The following is a 16,374-nucleotide window of genomic DNA, read 5'->3' as shown; positions in this document are numbered from 1 at the left end:
TTTATTATCCTTTTTGGTATTAAAACAAATTGGCTTTAGGTAAAACTGCAATTTTTCGTAACACAAATGCCACTCATTGAAGCTAGCTTGCCGGTTTATTGACTAATACTTCCCCATACTCAGAACGCAGCTTGTTTTTTAATACTTTCCCAGTGGCATTGCGTGGCAATCCTTCCACAAAGATCGCGCGATCCGGGATCTGCCACTTGGCGACTTTCCCTTGATAATGAGCAAGAAGTTCCTCCTCAGTAATATTTGCGTCGGGTATTTTTACTGCCAACAGGATCGGTCGTTCGTCCCATTTATCATGGGAGGCCGCCACTACGGCAGCTTCATTGATGGCAGAATGGCCCATTGCGATTCCCTCCAATTCGACTGTAGATATCCATTCACCACCAGATTTAATAATATCTTTTGAGCGGTCACGTATTGTCATAAATCCATCATCATTGATCGAAGCAACATCACCTGTCTCGAACCAACCGTCTTCCTCAAGAGTCTGATTTGGTTCAACACCGAAGTAATCGGCTACCACCCAATGACCACGGATGCGGAGATTTCCCTGAGCAATGCCATCTTCGGGCAGTTGATGGCCGTCTTCACCCACAATTTTGAGCTGCACCCCGTAGGGAGGCCGTCCCTGGCTTTCACGGATTTTGTTTCTTCCTTCCTCCGAAAGAGTATTGTGTTTCGACAGCAGTGCATTGACGGTTCCGATCGGTGATGTTTCTGTCATTCCCCATGCATGGACAACTTCTACGCCATACTTACCACGAAACTCCGACATCATTGAGGGCGGACAAGCGCTACCCCCTATCACCGTCCGTTTAAGCGACTGTGCCGAGGAGCCAAGCTCGTCCAAAGCCGAGAGAAGTCCCTGCCAAATTGTAGGCACACCCAGCGCAATCGTTACGCTTTCTGAATCGATCAGCTTGACCAAACTTTGTCCATCCAGGCCAGGACCAGGCAACACCAGTTTGGCTCCAACCATCGCCGTAATGTAGGGTACCCCCCACGCATTTACGTGAAACATAGGAACAACCGGCATCACCACGTCCCGTGCCGATAAATTCAGTGCGTCGGGTTGAGCAGCTACCAGCGCGTGCAGAACGGTGGAGCGGTGTGAATAGAGCACCCCTTTGGGATTTCCAGTGGTGCCCGATGTATAGCAGAGGCTTGAAGCCTGGTTTTCGGCGATTTCAGGCCAATTCGCGTTAGGCGTTCCTCGCTGGAGAAACTCTTCATAAAACAACAATCCTGGAAATTGCGCTGCAATTTCTTCGTCCGGTTCGGACATCAATACAAATTTCTCAACCGTCTCCAGTCGGTCTCGGATATTTGAAACAATGGGAAGGAACGTTTTGTCAAAGAATATGACTTTGTCTTGAGCATTGTTGATAACGTAAACGAGTTGTTCTGGAAACAGTCGCGGGTTAATGGTGTGACACACCATCCCGCCACCAGAGATGCCAAGGTAACATTCCAGGTGCCCCACGTTATTCCAACAAATGGTCGCGCACCGATCCCCCTGGACATAGCCTGCCGTTCGAAGCGCTGACGCAAGTTGTCGCGACCGCTCCGAAACAGTTGCCCAGTCAGATCGACTGGGATTTCCATCCGTTCCTATCGACACAATCTCAGCGTCTCCATGGTAGCGAGCAGCATGGTCGATCAAGGAATTCACGGTGAGCTCCATGTTCATCATTTGGCCAAGCACGTTTATCTCCTGTCGTTTTTGTAGTTGGTTGACGCGAGTATCTGGCGTCATTAAGGTCCAATGTAGAAGGCATAATCCGGGTTTGAACCTAAACATTTCCCAAGAGGATGTCGGCTGCATTTTCGGCAATCATCATGGTGGGTGCGTTGGTGTTACCGGCAACCAAACTGGGCATTATCGAGGCATCGACAACTCTTAGCCCTTCAATCCCTCTGACTTTTAATTCCGGATCAACGACTGAATCCGGATCCGCGCCCATACGACAAGTGCCAACGGGGTGGTAAATAGTCTCTGCATTTTCCCGGATAAAGTCCGCAATCTGACCGTCCGAAGACACCGAGTTTCCGGGCTTAATTTCTCGTTTACTATGTAAAGCCATTGTTGGTGCCCCGAGTATCCGTCGTCCAAATTTAACGGCCGAGATCATTGTTTTGATGTCTTCGGGGTTACTGAGATAATTGGGTTGAATCAACGGGTCGGCCAATGGGTCAGGGCTTTTGAGACCTATAAAACCGCGGCTTCTGGGCATTAGATCGCAAATATGCAAGGTGTACCCATACCCGGCCATCACTTTTCGTCCATGATCCTTCAGGTAAGTTGGCAAAAAGTGGAATTGCACATTTGGCCGTTCGCACGAGCGCTCGGATTTAACAAAGCCTCCGGACTCGGCAACATTACTGGTAAGAAATCCACGTCGCGCAAAGATATATGAGAATAATGCGCTCACGCCCCGAAACAGGAAACTGGGAGCAACGCCAATGGGCAAACGTGAGTTCGCCGCGTGCATGATCGTAATATCCAAATGATCAACCAGATTCTGGCCGACCTCAGGGAGATGATGCACAAGGGGGATCCCGTGTTTTCCAAGCTCTTCGCTATCACCGATTCCCGAAAGCATAAGTAGTTGTGGTGAATTAACCGCACCACCAGACAATATGACTTCACCGCCGTTATTGAGTCTAAGCTGGCGATATTCGCCCCCCTGGTTCAGTGTCACGCCGACTGCCCGCTTACCGTCCATTACCACCCGGGTTACCCGCGCGTCCGTTAGCACATCAAGATTAGGCCGGTTCTCCGCGACACGCAGAAATGCCTGCGCTGAACTCCAACGGCGACCATTTTTTTGTGTCACCTGGTAGAGTCCCAATCCCTCTTGCGTCTCTCCATTAAAGTCCGTGTTTATCGGGAGCTCTACATGAGGTGCCGCTCGAACAAAATCTCGACTCAACGGATTGACTGATTTGAGTTCACTTACGGTGAGCTCACCGCCCTCCCCATGGTAAGAATCTGCGCCAAAACGTTTATTATCTTCCAGTCGACGAAACAATTTTAAAGCGCGATCCCATCCCCAGAGGTCTGTCCCGGCAACTTGACCCCAGTGGTCATAATCGGCTTTGTGACCTCTGATATAGACCATGGCGTTGATAGAAGAGGACCCGCCAAGTGTTTTCCCACGAGGCCAAAACAGGCGGCGCTCCTTTAGATGTTCTTGAGGTTCGGTTTCAAGAGCCCAATTCAGCTTTTTACTATTGGAAAGGAGTGCTATACCTATAGGCATATGTATGAGTGGATTTTTATCCTTTGGGCCCGCTTCTAGCAACGCTACTCGCTTTGAAGAGTCCGCCGTAAGCCGATTGGCCAATACACAGCCCGCCGATCCCGCACCGACAATAATGTAATCGTACATAATAACTCTCTTATTATTTGATTATGCTCAGCCCAGAATACGAACAGCAGCCTCTATAAGACGCCGGACCCAGGCTGTATAGGGTGGAAAAAGAAGATGCATAAGAGAATGTTTATCCTCCATCAACGCCTTTTCATGCGAAAAAGCGCGGAAACCGTATTCACCGTGTGCCGCCCCTATCCCGGAATTATTAACTCCACCAAACGGCAGACCCGGATGTAGAAAATGCACAACTGTAAGGTTGACTCCTACAGCGCCGGAGCTCGTTCGCTCGATAATATCCGTGGCAAAAGACTCGTTTTTGTCGAATATGTAAAGCGCAAGCGGTTTAGGGTTATCGTTGATTTTCTTGATAACCAGATCAATATCGTCGAATTCAATAACGGGTAAGATCGGGCCGAATAACTCCTCACGTGAAATATCCATGTCGCTGGATACATTTGAAATCAACGTCGGAGCAATAAAATTCTCTTCAGCATCTGTAACACCGCCCTCAAAGACTCTTGCACCTTTGTTTTTGGCATCATCTATCAGGTTTGAAACTCGCTGGAAATGACGTCGATTTACAATCCGGCAATAGTCGGCGGTCGATTTCTGGGCTTCTGGTGTTTTTCCATAGACTCGCCCAATTTCCGTTTTAAGTGCTTCATTGAATTGATCTGCGATATTAACGTGCACAAAAACATGATCTGGGGCGATACAGGTCTGTCCATTATTGGCAAACTTACCCCAGACAATGTTTCTTGCAGCCCTCTTTATGTTGGCATCTGGGCCAACAATGGTCGGGGACTTACCCCCCAATTCCAGCGTCACTGAGGAAAGGTTCGTGGCGGCAGCCTCCATGACCACCTTGCCTACCGCAGGACTGCCCGTGAAGAATATGTGGTCGAAGGGTAAGGCCAACAGTTTCTGCGCTACCGCGGCATCACCCTCAATCACGGAAACCAGATCGGGAGGGAAGGTTTCGGCGACAATGTTGGCAATCACCTTTGAGGTATGTGGTGTCATTTCCGAGGGTTTAATGATGGCTCCGTTCCCTGCAGCCAACGCTGAGACGAGAGGCCCGAGCGCAAGATTGAGCGGATAATTCCACGGTGCAATAATCAGGCACACTCCCTTTGGTTCTGGCCGAACATAAGATTTCGTGCCCAGAACACCAACGGATGCAGCCACTCGCTTCGGACGCATCCATTTACGCAAGTGTTTTTTAGTGTGTCGAATTTCCTGAAGCACCGGCAGGAGTTCAGTTAATTTGACTTCTGGAGCGGGTTTTCGAAAGTCCGCCGCGCAAGCCGCAATGATGTTTGATTCGTGGCGTTTAATTGAATCCCGCAGCTGGTCGAGCTGCGCTATTCGAGCCTCCAAGGTAAAGCTTCCGCGACGCGCAAGTTGTGCCCGCTGTAGGGCCGCGAACGTTGAATCAATCGTATCGCTGGTTGACACATTGGTCACCCCAACCTCCGCCAGACTAGCAATCTGCATTATAAAATCACCTCTTGCCGAACGAGACTGTTGTTATTTTCAATCGGATTACTAGTCTTCATAGAGGACATAGTCCTCTTTTGTGGCACCACAGTCCGGACAGCACCAATCGTCTGGAATATCTTCAAAACGAGTGCCGGCAGGGAAGCCTTCGGCTTCATCTCCGAGAGCTTCATCGTAGATATGGCCGCAAGTGATGCAGACCCACTTCCGATAGGTATCTTTTTGAGTCGAGTCTTTCGGCGATTTTGAAGAGTTAGGCTTGGGTTTCGCTTTGGGCTTTGTTTTATTTTTAGCTGAAGGAGTAGATGCGCCCGTTGCTTTCTGCGATGCTCCCTCGGTCTTAGCTTGGCTGGCAGGGCGGACCGCTGTATTGGTTGCGGACACCGAAAGTTCCGGGTTCGCTTCTTGAAGCGCAACGAAGTCAACCTTATCCCTGACGGCACAGTCTGGACAGGACCAGTCTTCAGGAATTTTTTCCCATGTCGTTCCTGCAGGAAAGCCTTCGTGCGGATCACCAACCACTTCGTCGTATACATAACCACAATCAGGGCATTGATATTTAGCCATCTAGAGCACCTTTCAAACGATATTATTGTCTTTGTTTTGGTAGCGCCCGACGCGCACCCTCTTTCAGGTGCACGTCAGAGGCTCTTTTTCTGCAACGTAAATAAAGTAAACGAGGTATATAAGTTCCGATTAGCCGATCATTTAGCCGCGGCGGTATCGACTGATTCAGAATCAGTCCCACCAAATTTACGCTCATAGAATTCACGCTTGCCGGGTTGAATCTGAATCTTATCGAGATCTCCTTTAGCCCAATCCAGCACCCGGTGGTCCATTATCGAACGAAACCATGAGGGAAACATTGCGGCCAGGAACATCCCGGGATATCCCGATGGTAAGGAAGGCAGGTCTTTGAAGTCGCGAAGCGATTGATAGGACCTTGTAGGATGGGCGTGATGGTCGGAATGTCGTTGCAAATGAAACAGAATCAGGTTCGACATAATATGGTTTGAGTTCCATGAGTGGTGCGGTTGTTGACGCTCATAACGTCCATCCGACATCTTCTCGCGCAGCAATCCGTAATGCTCAATGTAGTTGGCGCTGGTCAGCTGCCACCAGCCAAAGGCCATTTGAATGGGCAAAAAGATCAGCATTAACGGGCCAAAAAACGCCAGCAATCCCGCATAAAGCACAGCGGTCAAAATCATAGGCTGAAGAACTTCGTTCTCCAGGCTCCAGACACTTTTTCCACAACGACTGAGGCGCTGTTCCTCTAAATCCCATGCCCGCTTGAAAGCACCGGGAATTTCACGCAGTGAGAATGAGTAAATGGACTCACCCATGCGGGATGTCGCCGGGTCCATCGGCGTAGCCACATCACGGTGATGCCCCTTATTGTGCTCAATGAAGAAATGACCATATCCGACCACGGCGAGGACAAGCTTCGCCATCCAACGGTCAAACGTTTCTTTTTTATGGCCAAGTTCGTGGCCTGTGTTCAGAGCCAGGCCATTCACGATTCCCAGGGAAAGGGCCAATGCCAGAAACTCGAAAACACTCATTGGTTGCGTGGATACCCACCAGGCACTGACAATCAAGGCGGCATAGTGAATAGGAACCGTCAAGTAGGTCAGTACCCGATAGTAACGATCCTGTTCAAGCCGAGGCACAGCCGACTCAGGGGGGTTTGAAAAATCCTCTCCAAACATGGCATCAATCAAGGGAACTGCGCCATACCAAAGGATCAACACCAATCCGTACCAAATGCTCCATCCAGTCTGGGATACCAAATAAAGGCCAATAAGAGGCGTCGCTGGCCACAGCACAGAAAGGACCCACAGGTGGCGTTTTCTGTCCACATAACCTTCGGCATCAGGGTCTCTCTGAAGAGACTCTGTTGTTAAGACATTTTCTGACATTGACATTAGGATCACCTTATTGTTTTTCAGCTTGATCATTTTTCTACATTGTGCGAACACCGAGTCCCTCAGGTGAACGGACAAGTTGTAGGCATGAACAGGTTTGGCCAGAACCGGAGATCAAACAACTACTCTAAGGGGTAGTTTTCGCACTAGACATCTATCAATATGCTTTCACCCCATAGCGCCCTCGCGTTTCGGGGAGACGAAGCAGGAGATCGGATTGTCATGACCCGCCATAGCTTGGAAGACTGGTGTCGGAGGATGTCTGAAAGGATGTGGGCTCGTCAGTATTTCATTACTCAAGGGTGTTTAGACCGCTATTGCCTGAGGCCTTCTGCTACGCCTGAATCAAAGGTAGTTCTGTATCGGGCCCCGCCAGGCTATGGAAAATCTGTACAAGTGGCCTTGGCAGCAAACACTCGCGAACTGGAACGTGAGAGCGCCGTTTATATCAATACCCGGTCGTGCCCTGACTCATGTGACGTTAATGGCAGTTTGTTTGCAGCGTTAGTTTTATATCAACTCGAAGGAGTTGAATCCTGGCGCATGATAAAAAGTGACATCGACACCATCGAAGTTCTTCGAAACGCACTGTGTAATGCAAAAAAGACGATAAGAATTTGCCTTGATGGGGTTGGCGAGGCTAAACATACCGCGGATTTGATTGAGGATTTAATCTGTGAAACACCGAGCAATGTGAAATTTTTCATTGCACCGAGTCGCGTCGGGGCGTTGCCACGTTTGTCTATGATGGCGGGTGTTGTAACGTATGGTGCTGATGAACTTGTATTTACAGAAGAGGAGGTTAGTGAATTATCTGGTATGGGTGGCCCCGAAGCCAGCAACATCATAAAAGCGACCGGTGGATGGCCAGCACTTGTCAGGCTTATGTGCCGAACCCCAAACCCAAATCTCCCCGCAGCGACTTGGCCGGAAACTCGCTCGTATTTCAGGGACAACCTCTTAACTGCGTTACCCAATAGTACGAGGACCTTTCTTTGCAATGCAGCGATGCTCGAAGTAATCAGCGCTGAATGCTATGGCTATGTCTATAAGACAGAAGAGGCCGACCGGGAAATTACGTTTCTTAACGAACATTATGCTCTTTTAGCTCCCACCGGGACTTCTGCTGATCGTATGGATATGCACCCTGTGCTGCGAGAGTATTTGCGTAGTTTATTTAACACCACCCAACGAGAACGTCGCTCGTATGTACTGAAACGGGTCGCGTTCTGGCATTGGCGTAGGGGAGAGTACCTCCATTCAATCAATGCAGCTCTGGAAGCCAGTGACCATCGATGGGCTCGCGTCGTAAGTGACAGCATTATCCTGGACGTGGCACTCAGACAGGGTGAAATCGAAGTACTTCGCACCTGGTTTGGAAAAGTACCGGCTCGCACGATAAAAAAAATTGCCGCCTTGAGCATAGGTTACGCGTGGATTTTGTATTTCAGCCAACAAGCTCGTCAAGCAGACGAAATACTGGCTAGTTCGCTTCATCCGAGCTCCAGGGGGGCGAGCAATCTTGATGAGGAAGGATGGCGGGAATTGGTTAATGCGATAGGCAAAGCTACACAGGATGAATTACTGGAGAGTCAGGTTCTCTGTCAAAAATGGATAGACGCCTTTGGCGACCGTAACATGGTTGGCAAAGGCGCAGCACTTACTTGCCAGGCATTCATTGCCTCCAGTGGACGCCATTTTGAAGAGTTGGAGCGATTGTCCCATCGAGCGGCTGTGGCCATCCAGTCATCCAATCAACATTACGCTTTTATCTGGCTTAAAACTGCAGAAATTCAGGCTGAACTGTTCAAGGGTGACATCGCCCGAGCAATGAGTGTGTTGATCCAGGCGAATAAAACAGCAGAAAAGATTCAGGTGCCAAAAACTTTTTTAAATAAAATGTTTGGCACCCTTGAGTTACAAATCCTGCACGAACAGAACCATCACCTGGTTACCCAGGAATCTGCACAGGCTTCGTTCGATTTCGCTTTGAACTATGGCGTTACAGATATTCTGTGGGGGTGTACACAGGCCTACAGCCGTTTTCTGTACCACCAAGGGTTCCGAGATAGAGCCATGGCCTTGTTGGAACAATCCCGCTTAGCCTCCTGCGAGCGAGAGCTCTCTCGTCTAAATATCCTGACTAAAGTTCAGTTAGCTGAGTTTACTCTCCTGAACAACGAGGAATTGGGTCCACCCATACTCCCCGATGAATGTGAGCTGACGTTCCTGCCAAATCAAAACCAGGCCATTCAAGCACGTATGGCCCTGGTAACCTCAATGTATAGACTACGGCTTGGGAAACAGTTTGGTGTCGCCGAAAAATATGCCAAACAAGCACTACAAAGCGCCAGCGCAATTTCAGACGCTAGAACCAGGATCGCCGCCCACTATTGTCAGGCCCTGGCAGCGTTTGCCCTCGGCTCATCAAAATCGGCGAAGCGCATGATTCTTGATGCAAACCTACTTTCGGAACATTTGAACTGTCACTTCACACGGCTCTGGATCAAAGAAGCGCTACTTTCTCTTAGCCCCCTTGCTCAGGATCTTTTTAACGATCTGCCAGACGACTCTGAAGCTAAAGCTACGAAGGATCCCGATGTCAGAATAGAAGACTCCAGCGTGCCACCTGTGCCCGGCAATGCCCACTCAACTATCACGATAAAGCAGATTTCTCTGTTGAAATGCGTAAGCAACGGAATGACCAACAGAGAGATCGCTGAACGGCTTCTCGTGACGGAGGATACCGTCAAATGGCATATGAAGAAGATTTTCAGCGAACTTAAAGTAACCAACCGGGTTCAGGCAGTCACTGAAGCTCGACTGCGCGGACTTTTATAGTGCTACAAAAACAAAAGAGGAATCGAGCGAATATGCAAAAAATAGTTATCATTGGCGCTGGAATAGCCAGCCTGACCGCCGCAGAGGCTCTCCGCCAGAATGGATTCGACGGAACGATTACCATTTTGGGCGAGGAAAACACGCTGCCTTACCAGCGTCCCCCGTTGTCCAAAGCCTATTTGACCTCAGATGAGTTGCCCTCGCCAACTCCGATCCGTTCTCCTAATTTCTTTCGGGACAACAAAGTTGAATTTGAACAAGGCGGTAAAGTAATAGCGCTTGAACGATCGGCAAAGCAAGTAGTGATTCAAGGCGGCAGGAAAATTAAATACGACACGCTGATTTTGGCAACAGGAGCGAGGCCACGTCCTATTGATTTACCTGGTGAGAGCGCAAAAAATGTTTTCTATCTCAGGAATCTTGACCACTCCGCCGCATTACGTAATGCCCTGTTAGCCCCGGAATGCGAGAAGGTGGCCATTCTCGGCGCGGGTGTTATCGGGCTTGAAGTCGCCTCCGCTGCCAATCTACAGGGAAAACAAGTCTCTGTGTTTGAGGCCAACAGCCGAGCGATGTGTCGAGTAGCGTCACCATTAACAAGTAATTTTGTCAGAAACCGCATGGCCTCCGCCGGCGTAATGTTCTACTTCAATGCTAGCGTCAACCAGATTCTCACTGAGGGAGACCGAGTTTCCGGTATCCGTTTGTCCGACGGCACTACGAAACCCGCAGACGTCGTTGTTATCGGTATAGGAGCCATCCCCAATGCTGAACTTGCGCAAGACGCAAACCTGGATTGCGACGGTGGTATTATAGTAGACAGCGGCATGCGTAGCTCTGACCCTGACATATTTGCGATCGGAGATTGCGCTAAAGCCGTCAACGTTTCCACCAATACACCCATCCGAATAGAAACTATTCACAATGCCATGCTTCAAGCACAAATTGCGGCGGCTCATATTTGTGGTAAACCGTCTCCGCCTGCCTCTCCTCCTCGTTTTTGGTCAGATCTCAACGGCATGAAAGTCCAGTGTATTGGAATCGCCACTGGATACGACCGAATTCAGCGGCGTCCCACAGAGAGTGACAATGCCTGTGAATTCTGGCTCTTTTCCGGAGACCGGATGATCGCAGCTGAAACGGTCAATCTTCCCACCCGGCAAGCCAAGCTATCTAAAGCTCTCTCCGGGTAAGTGTAAGCGAGATGGGATGCAACTCATTCTCATCTCTGAGATTTCTATGTGTCGAGCCTCGTGACTGAGCATATCCAGCTGCAGGGGGATTCTGGCCCTCCCACAAGCTCTGCTGTAGAGCAGGAGATACAGAATCGCCCAGCCCAGCTGTGATGGCCACAGTGACCAGTCATTCACCCGGGGCTTACCTAACGACCAGGAAAGTGGAGCAATTGCCAAAGCGATTATTCAGATGGGACATAGCCTAGGACTCGATGTACTGGCCGAGGGAATTGAGACCAAAGAGCAAGAAAACCATCTCCGAATCCTTGGCTGTGATGCGGGACAAGGCTATCTATATGCTAAGCCGCTCTCAGTCAAAAGGTGCGAGGAGTACCTACAAGTTACTGACTGGGTTTAATTGGCCCGATGGTGGTCATCGAATCAATTTGGGATCACCGAACGCTTAGTGTGCGCCGGCGTTATCGCACCATCTGAACGTTCGCTTTGCGACCAGGGGCACCTAAACAATGGCGAACATTCATCATCCCCCTTTGTAAACGCGTCTGCCCTGGCATCAGTAACCTCCCTAGGGTATGAGTTCCAGTTCCTTGCGAATTTCCTCGGCAGTCGGCCGCAACTGAGCAAGCCCTTTCCTCGACCGTCGCTGCCCCAGATAATAAAGGATTGGCGACGCGATAAAGACCGAGGAGCTGGTGCCAATTACAATTCCGAACAGCATGGGCAAGGCAAAACTCGCAACGGCGGCTCCACCCGCAATGCCCATGGGTAGCAGCGCCAGAAAGGTCGTTACCGAGGTAAACACAGTGCGGGTAAGCGTCGATGAAATACTATCGTTCAGCAGTTCCAGCATGGGGCGGTCCGGCGTCTTGCGGATGTTTTCCCGGATGCGGTCAAACACTACCACCTTATCGTTGACCGAATATCCCATAAGCGCGAGCAGTGCCGCAACTGCCGTCAGGTTGAACTCCACGCCGGCGAGGGCGAAGAAACCGATGGTTTTGGTGAGATCCAGCGCAATGGTCAGTGTGGCGGCCCAGGCGAAATGGGACTCGAATCGGAACCATAGGTACGCCAACATACCAACACCGGCCAACAGAATAGCCAGAATGGTGGCATCACTAAAGCCACCGCTGACTTTAGGCCCTACCATATCCACTTTCGGGAATTCCGCCGTTGGCTCGACAGAGGTAACAGCGGTTTTGAGCAATGCCACTTGCTCCGCGGTCGCCCCCGGTACTCCTTGCTCTGCTGGCAGGCGAATAAGGAAGCGCCCATCCGCGCCTGCTTCCTGAATGGCGGCGTCCTCTAGGTCTTTCGCCTGAAGCGTGGTTCTCAACTTATCAACAGTGACTCCCTGGGCCTGTACCTCCACTACCGTACCGCCGGTAAAATCGACGCCGTATTTCAGTCCCGGCTGCACAAACAGAGCGATTGCCGCAATGGAGAACACCGCCGATACCATGAGACCGATCACGCGACCGCGCATGAAGTTCACGCCCCGCTCACTCAGGCGGTCAAGCAGGGCTATGCCAGAAATCACTAACGGTTCCCGTGCACGGCCCCGGATGCGCCACTCCATGATCAGGCGGGTGACCGCTATTGCCGTAAACAACGACGTTACCAGGCCTATGCCGATTGTGACGGCAAAGCCCCGGACCGGCCCGCTGCCAAACAGGAACAACAGGCTGACCGCGATCAGTGTCGTGAAGTTGGAATCCAGAATCGTTCTGTAGGCCTTGCCGAACCCCTCTCGGAGGGCCATCCAGGCAGGCTTGCCCTGGCGGGATTCTTCACGGATACGCTCGTTAATCAGAATATTGGCATCCACCGCCATGCCAATGGTGAGGATAATTCCAGCAATACCTGGCAGAGTCAGGGTAGCCCCCAGCAAGCTCAATATCCCGAACACCAGCCCAATATTCACCGTCAACCCGACACAGGCAATTAGTCCCCAACGTCCATAAAGCCCGATCATGAAGGCAATCACCATGGCTGCGCCCAGCAAACCGGTGGTCAGCCCCATGGCGATGGCGTCACTGCCCAAGTCAGGGCCCACGGTACGTTCCTCGACCACATACAGGGGCACGGGCAAGGCACCAGCTCGCAGTAGCAGAGCCAGGTTACTGGCTTCTGTTGTGGTAAATCCACCGCTGATCTCTCCACTAGCGCCAATGGCGCTGCGGATTACCGGCGCTGTAATCACTTCACCATCCAGTACAATGGCTAGGGGCCGGCCAATGTTGTTCCGGGTCATATCCCCAAACAGCCGGGCACCCTTGTCATCCAGTTTGAAATTGACCACCGGCTCGTTGGTATCCGGATTGAAAGCCATGCGTGCGTCACGGATGTGCTCGCCTGCTATGGCAACCCGTTCTTCCAGTTTGTAGTCTCTGTCTTCGTAGGCACCCGGCAGAATAATGGTTGCGATATCTTCCTCCGCCGTTGCCCGGGCTGCCCAGTGAAACGTCATTTTCGCGGTGGTACCGAGCAATTCACGAATCTCGCTCGGGTCGGCGACGCCCGGCATTTGTACCAGAATGCCGTCACTACCCTGGCGAGTGATGCTGGGCTCCACCAGTCCGGTTTCATCCAGTCGCCGTCTGACTACCTCCAGGCTTCGCTCCACCGCATCTCGGGAAATACCTGCACGCCAGGACTCGGTCAGCGTCAGCACCAGCCGTCCGCCGTTGATATCAACGTCGAACCGACGCGTGCCATCCGGAGTATCCGTTGCCAGTTTTCGAGCAAGGCTGGCTGCTTCAGACACCCGTTCGGGCTGGCGCACCGGTAGCTCGATGCCTCTATCAGTCATCTGGATGCGCCCGTATCGAATGTCCGCTTCACGCAGGGAGTTGGTCAACTCGCCGGCCATCGCTTCGTGCTCGCTGGCAAACAGTTCCTGGATATCCGCTTCCAGAAGCAGGTGTGAGCCACCTTGAAGGTCAAGCCCCAGGGAGACCGTATTCTGCTGGTACCAATCCGGGAGCTTCCCGGACATTGTAGGGGAAAGAAGGTTCGGCAACGCACTCAACAACCCGAGCACAATCACCAGGCCGTAAACGACGGCCCGTGTATGCAACGATTTCATGGGTAATCCTCGAAGAAAACTTCACTAACCGGTATGACTGCCCAGATGCACAGCCATGATAAAGCGGAGGACTACGCCAGAGGGGGTGCGCGAAGAAGCGGGATTAAAAAACGAGGAGATGCAGGGGGATGTCCCGCTCCTGCGGTGATGATGCAGTTACTGCGGCAAAGACCGACGCCTAGCACCATCGGACTGGCAGGCCACCAGTCGGAAAGGTCCGGATCACCACCCACTGCGGCATCGTTCTCAGAATTGCCACCTAGTACCCTGATGGACTCGTTATGACTCGCAACAACCAGATGATCCACGGTTCCGATAAAACCATGGTTGGCCTTAGTAGCTGAGGCTTGCTGGTGGGTAATTGAGGAGATAAAGACAAGCAGCAATGCCAGTAGTGAAAGCACTACAAGAGGCACTTGGAACCGTCCGCGAGGGAGAGGGTGATTGTCGTTGGTCATGCTGCTATCTCAAAATGTCGAATGAATCTTGAAACGCGGACTAACCGAAGTCAACGAGTTTATGTGGCCGGTTGAAGAAGTTGCCTGGCAGGGTTGGAGGATGGAGTAGCGTCAGCGTCAAGCCACCATACCTTGTCGGAAATAGTCGGCTTCCAGTTGTGGGGCAATAGCTCGACGATGGCAGTGTTCTTCTGCGTCGGCAGTCGAGTCAGCACACCCTTCAGGTAGGCATAGGGATCATGCCCGTTCAGCTTTGCTGGCTGGATCAGTGTCATAACAGCAGCAGCACGCTGACTACTAGAAAGAAAGCCAAAAAGTGAATCTGCTCCAATATGATTGAATGTCCGCTTTGCGACCGCCGGTCTTCTCTATCTCCTTAAATGTAGGCCGAGGGCTCGCACCTTTTAATAACTCAATATTCCCATTGCTCAGTCGGGGCCGACTTTCCCTTGCCGACGACCCGGTTAAAGTGGATTGAACGATTTTTCAGCAAGATCGTACTCTAAGAGGTAGATGGTCACCGGGGCTGGCTTATCCTGCTGTGGATAAAACTGATTTACACGCTCAGCTCCAATGAAAGTCCACCGTGACGCGATTCAACTTGTTTTAGGCATGCCGTCGATCCGTAGTCACCTGTTCGGCCATCAGTCGGGCCAGAGGAGAAAAAGATAACCGAAATACAGCGCCAGCAGCACAGCACCCTCTACCCGGTGCAGCATGCGCCCTGTATACAGAAGCGGGATCAGCAAAACCGTAAAGAGAATCATCACTCCGTAATCCAGAGTCGAAATCCCGGGTGCTTCTATAGGCGAAACAATCGACGCCACCCCCAGTATTCCAAGGACGTTGAATATATTGGAGCCAACGATATTGCCTATTGCGATGTCAGGCTGCTTTCGGAAAGCTGCAACCAGCGAGGTTGCCAATTCCGGCATGCTGGTCCCCGCCGCGACAATCGTCAGACCGATCACCGCTTCACTGATTCCGAAACTGACCGCCAATGCCACAGAATTCTCAACCAGTAGGCGGGAGCCAGCCACAAGAATCGCCAGCCCAACCAGGATCAGAGCAATATCGACACACCAATGACGTGATGTATTGACTGCCAGAATGTTTTCCTCATCCGCACTGGCGGGGGGAGGTTCTCTGCGGGCCAAAATGACGCTCATCCATGTGTAGGCGACAATTCCTGAAAACAGAAGCACGCCCTCAAGGCGGCTGAGAGTTTGGTTCAGTAGTAGCAAAACCAACAGGAGGGCGACTCCCAGGGCGACAGGAGCGTCTATCTTGATAACCTGGCGGTGAACCGGAATAGGGCACACCAATGCTGTTATTCCAAGAATCACAGCAATATTGAAAATATTTGAGCCCACCACATTGCCCACCGAGATATCTCCCTGGTTGGAAAGCGCAGCTTCCACGCTTACCACCAGTTCCGGTGAGCTGGTTCCAAATGCAACGATGGTCAAGCCCACCATCAGGCGATTGAGACCCGCCCGCAGTGCCAGTGATGAACTGCCCCTGACAAGGCCCTCTGCCCCAACGAAAAGGAGGACAAGTGCGAACGCGATATACACAAGGTTGGCTAGCAATTTGATCGACCACTTATATTACTGGGGGCTTAATCACGGCTCGTTCTGTGTCCAATCGTCGGTTACCTTACACAAAAGCTGTTGCCGTGTCTGTTCAGCCCGCTCGTATACCGGGCGCCGGAATAACGACGAAAACAGCACTGTAGTTGGCAACGGCAAAACTGATACTTTCAGGTTAGATCATGGGTTCTACCCCATTACTGCGGACATGCCAAAAAAGAGGCTGAATTTCTCCAAAGGTGAGTGCTGGTCTATCCGCCTGAATGTTCGCTTTGCGACCATACCGTGTACCAAAAGCTTGTTCCTTGAGGGCACAAAACATGTTGTGCCGCTGGCCTGGGTTTGGGATCGCGGAGCCAGAGAATGGCTTGGCCAGAAGCGC

At 51.3% G+C, this 16,374-nt stretch carries 10 protein-coding genes and 2 pseudogenes; 3 read left to right on the top strand and 9 right to left on the bottom strand.

Features of this window, described 5'->3' with window-relative positions; all coding sequences use genetic code 11:
* Window positions 1–82: 82 nt before the first annotated feature.
* The 6 genes and pseudogenes from Q0Y21_RS17805 to Q0Y21_RS17780 all read right to left on the bottom strand — a co-directional run bounded on the left by Q0Y21_RS17805 (window position 83) and on the right by Q0Y21_RS17780 (window position 6,817).
* Window positions 83–1,768, bottom strand: coding sequence for a long-chain fatty acid--CoA ligase (locus tag Q0Y21_RS17805; protein ID WP_236040830.1), 1,686 nt, complete (start codon window positions 1,766–1,768; stop codon window positions 83–85).
* A gap of 37 nt (window positions 1,769–1,805) precedes the next feature.
* Complete coding sequence (locus tag Q0Y21_RS17800) at window positions 1,806–3,404, bottom strand: choline dehydrogenase (RefSeq protein WP_058091244.1); 1,599 nt, start codon at window positions 3,402–3,404, stop codon at window positions 1,806–1,808.
* Between the two features lie 27 nt (window positions 3,405–3,431).
* A complete protein-coding gene (locus Q0Y21_RS17795; RefSeq protein WP_058091245.1) occupies window positions 3,432–4,886 on the bottom strand; it encodes an aldehyde dehydrogenase family protein in 1,455 nt (484 codons plus the stop codon).
* 51 nt (window positions 4,887–4,937) lie between these two features.
* Window positions 4,938–5,273, bottom strand: a complete 336-nt coding sequence (locus tag Q0Y21_RS18500) for a rubredoxin (protein ID WP_345799565.1) — start codon at window positions 5,271–5,273, stop codon at window positions 4,938–4,940.
* Between the two features lie 33 nt (window positions 5,274–5,306).
* Window positions 5,307–5,456: pseudogene (locus Q0Y21_RS17785) on the bottom strand (rubredoxin); the annotation flags it as partial.
* A gap of 137 nt (window positions 5,457–5,593) precedes the next feature.
* Complete coding sequence (locus Q0Y21_RS17780; protein ID WP_197463861.1) at window positions 5,594–6,817, bottom strand: alkane 1-monooxygenase; 1,224 nt, start codon at window positions 6,815–6,817, stop codon at window positions 5,594–5,596.
* Window positions 6,818–7,039: 222 nt separating this feature from the next.
* On the opposite strand from Q0Y21_RS17780, the gene Q0Y21_RS17775 reads away from it, so the two are divergent.
* The 3 genes from Q0Y21_RS17775 to Q0Y21_RS17765 all read left to right on the top strand — a co-directional run bounded on the left by Q0Y21_RS17775 (window position 7,040) and on the right by Q0Y21_RS17765 (window position 11,251).
* Window positions 7,040–9,658, top strand: coding sequence for a LuxR C-terminal-related transcriptional regulator (locus Q0Y21_RS17775; protein ID WP_058091247.1), 2,619 nt, complete (start codon window positions 7,040–7,042; stop codon window positions 9,656–9,658).
* 32 nt (window positions 9,659–9,690) lie between these two features.
* The gene (locus Q0Y21_RS17770) at window positions 9,691–10,851 is read left to right on the top strand and encodes an FAD-dependent oxidoreductase (protein ID WP_041654924.1); all 1,161 of its coding nucleotides are present in this window, start codon (window positions 9,691–9,693) and stop codon (window positions 10,849–10,851) included.
* Window positions 10,852–10,984: 133 nt separating this feature from the next.
* Window positions 10,985–11,251, top strand: coding sequence for an EAL domain-containing protein (locus Q0Y21_RS17765; RefSeq protein ID WP_081496573.1), 267 nt, complete (start codon window positions 10,985–10,987; stop codon window positions 11,249–11,251).
* Between the two features lie 168 nt (window positions 11,252–11,419).
* On the opposite strand, the gene secD is transcribed toward Q0Y21_RS17765, so the two are convergent.
* The 3 genes and pseudogenes from secD to Q0Y21_RS17750 all read right to left on the bottom strand — a co-directional run bounded on the left by secD (window position 11,420) and on the right by Q0Y21_RS17750 (window position 15,977).
* The gene (gene secD, locus Q0Y21_RS17760) at window positions 11,420–13,942 is read right to left on the bottom strand and encodes a protein translocase subunit SecD (RefSeq protein WP_058091248.1); all 2,523 of its coding nucleotides are present in this window, start codon (window positions 13,940–13,942) and stop codon (window positions 11,420–11,422) included.
* A gap of 517 nt (window positions 13,943–14,459) precedes the next feature.
* A pseudogene (locus Q0Y21_RS17755) lies at window positions 14,460–14,711 on the bottom strand (transposase domain-containing protein); the annotation flags it as partial.
* A 333-nt stretch (window positions 14,712–15,044) separates the two neighbouring features.
* Window positions 15,045–15,977: a calcium/sodium antiporter gene (locus Q0Y21_RS17750; RefSeq protein ID WP_197463860.1), complete on the bottom strand. Its 933-nt coding sequence runs from the start codon at window positions 15,975–15,977 to the stop codon at window positions 15,045–15,047.
* Between the last annotated feature and the right edge of the window lie 397 nt (window positions 15,978–16,374).

It is taken from the genome of uncultured Marinobacter sp. (assembly GCF_947259545.1).
Classification (GTDB): Bacteria; Pseudomonadota; Gammaproteobacteria; order Pseudomonadales; family Oleiphilaceae; genus Marinobacter.
This window is presented reverse-complemented; position numbering and strand designations above follow the sequence as displayed.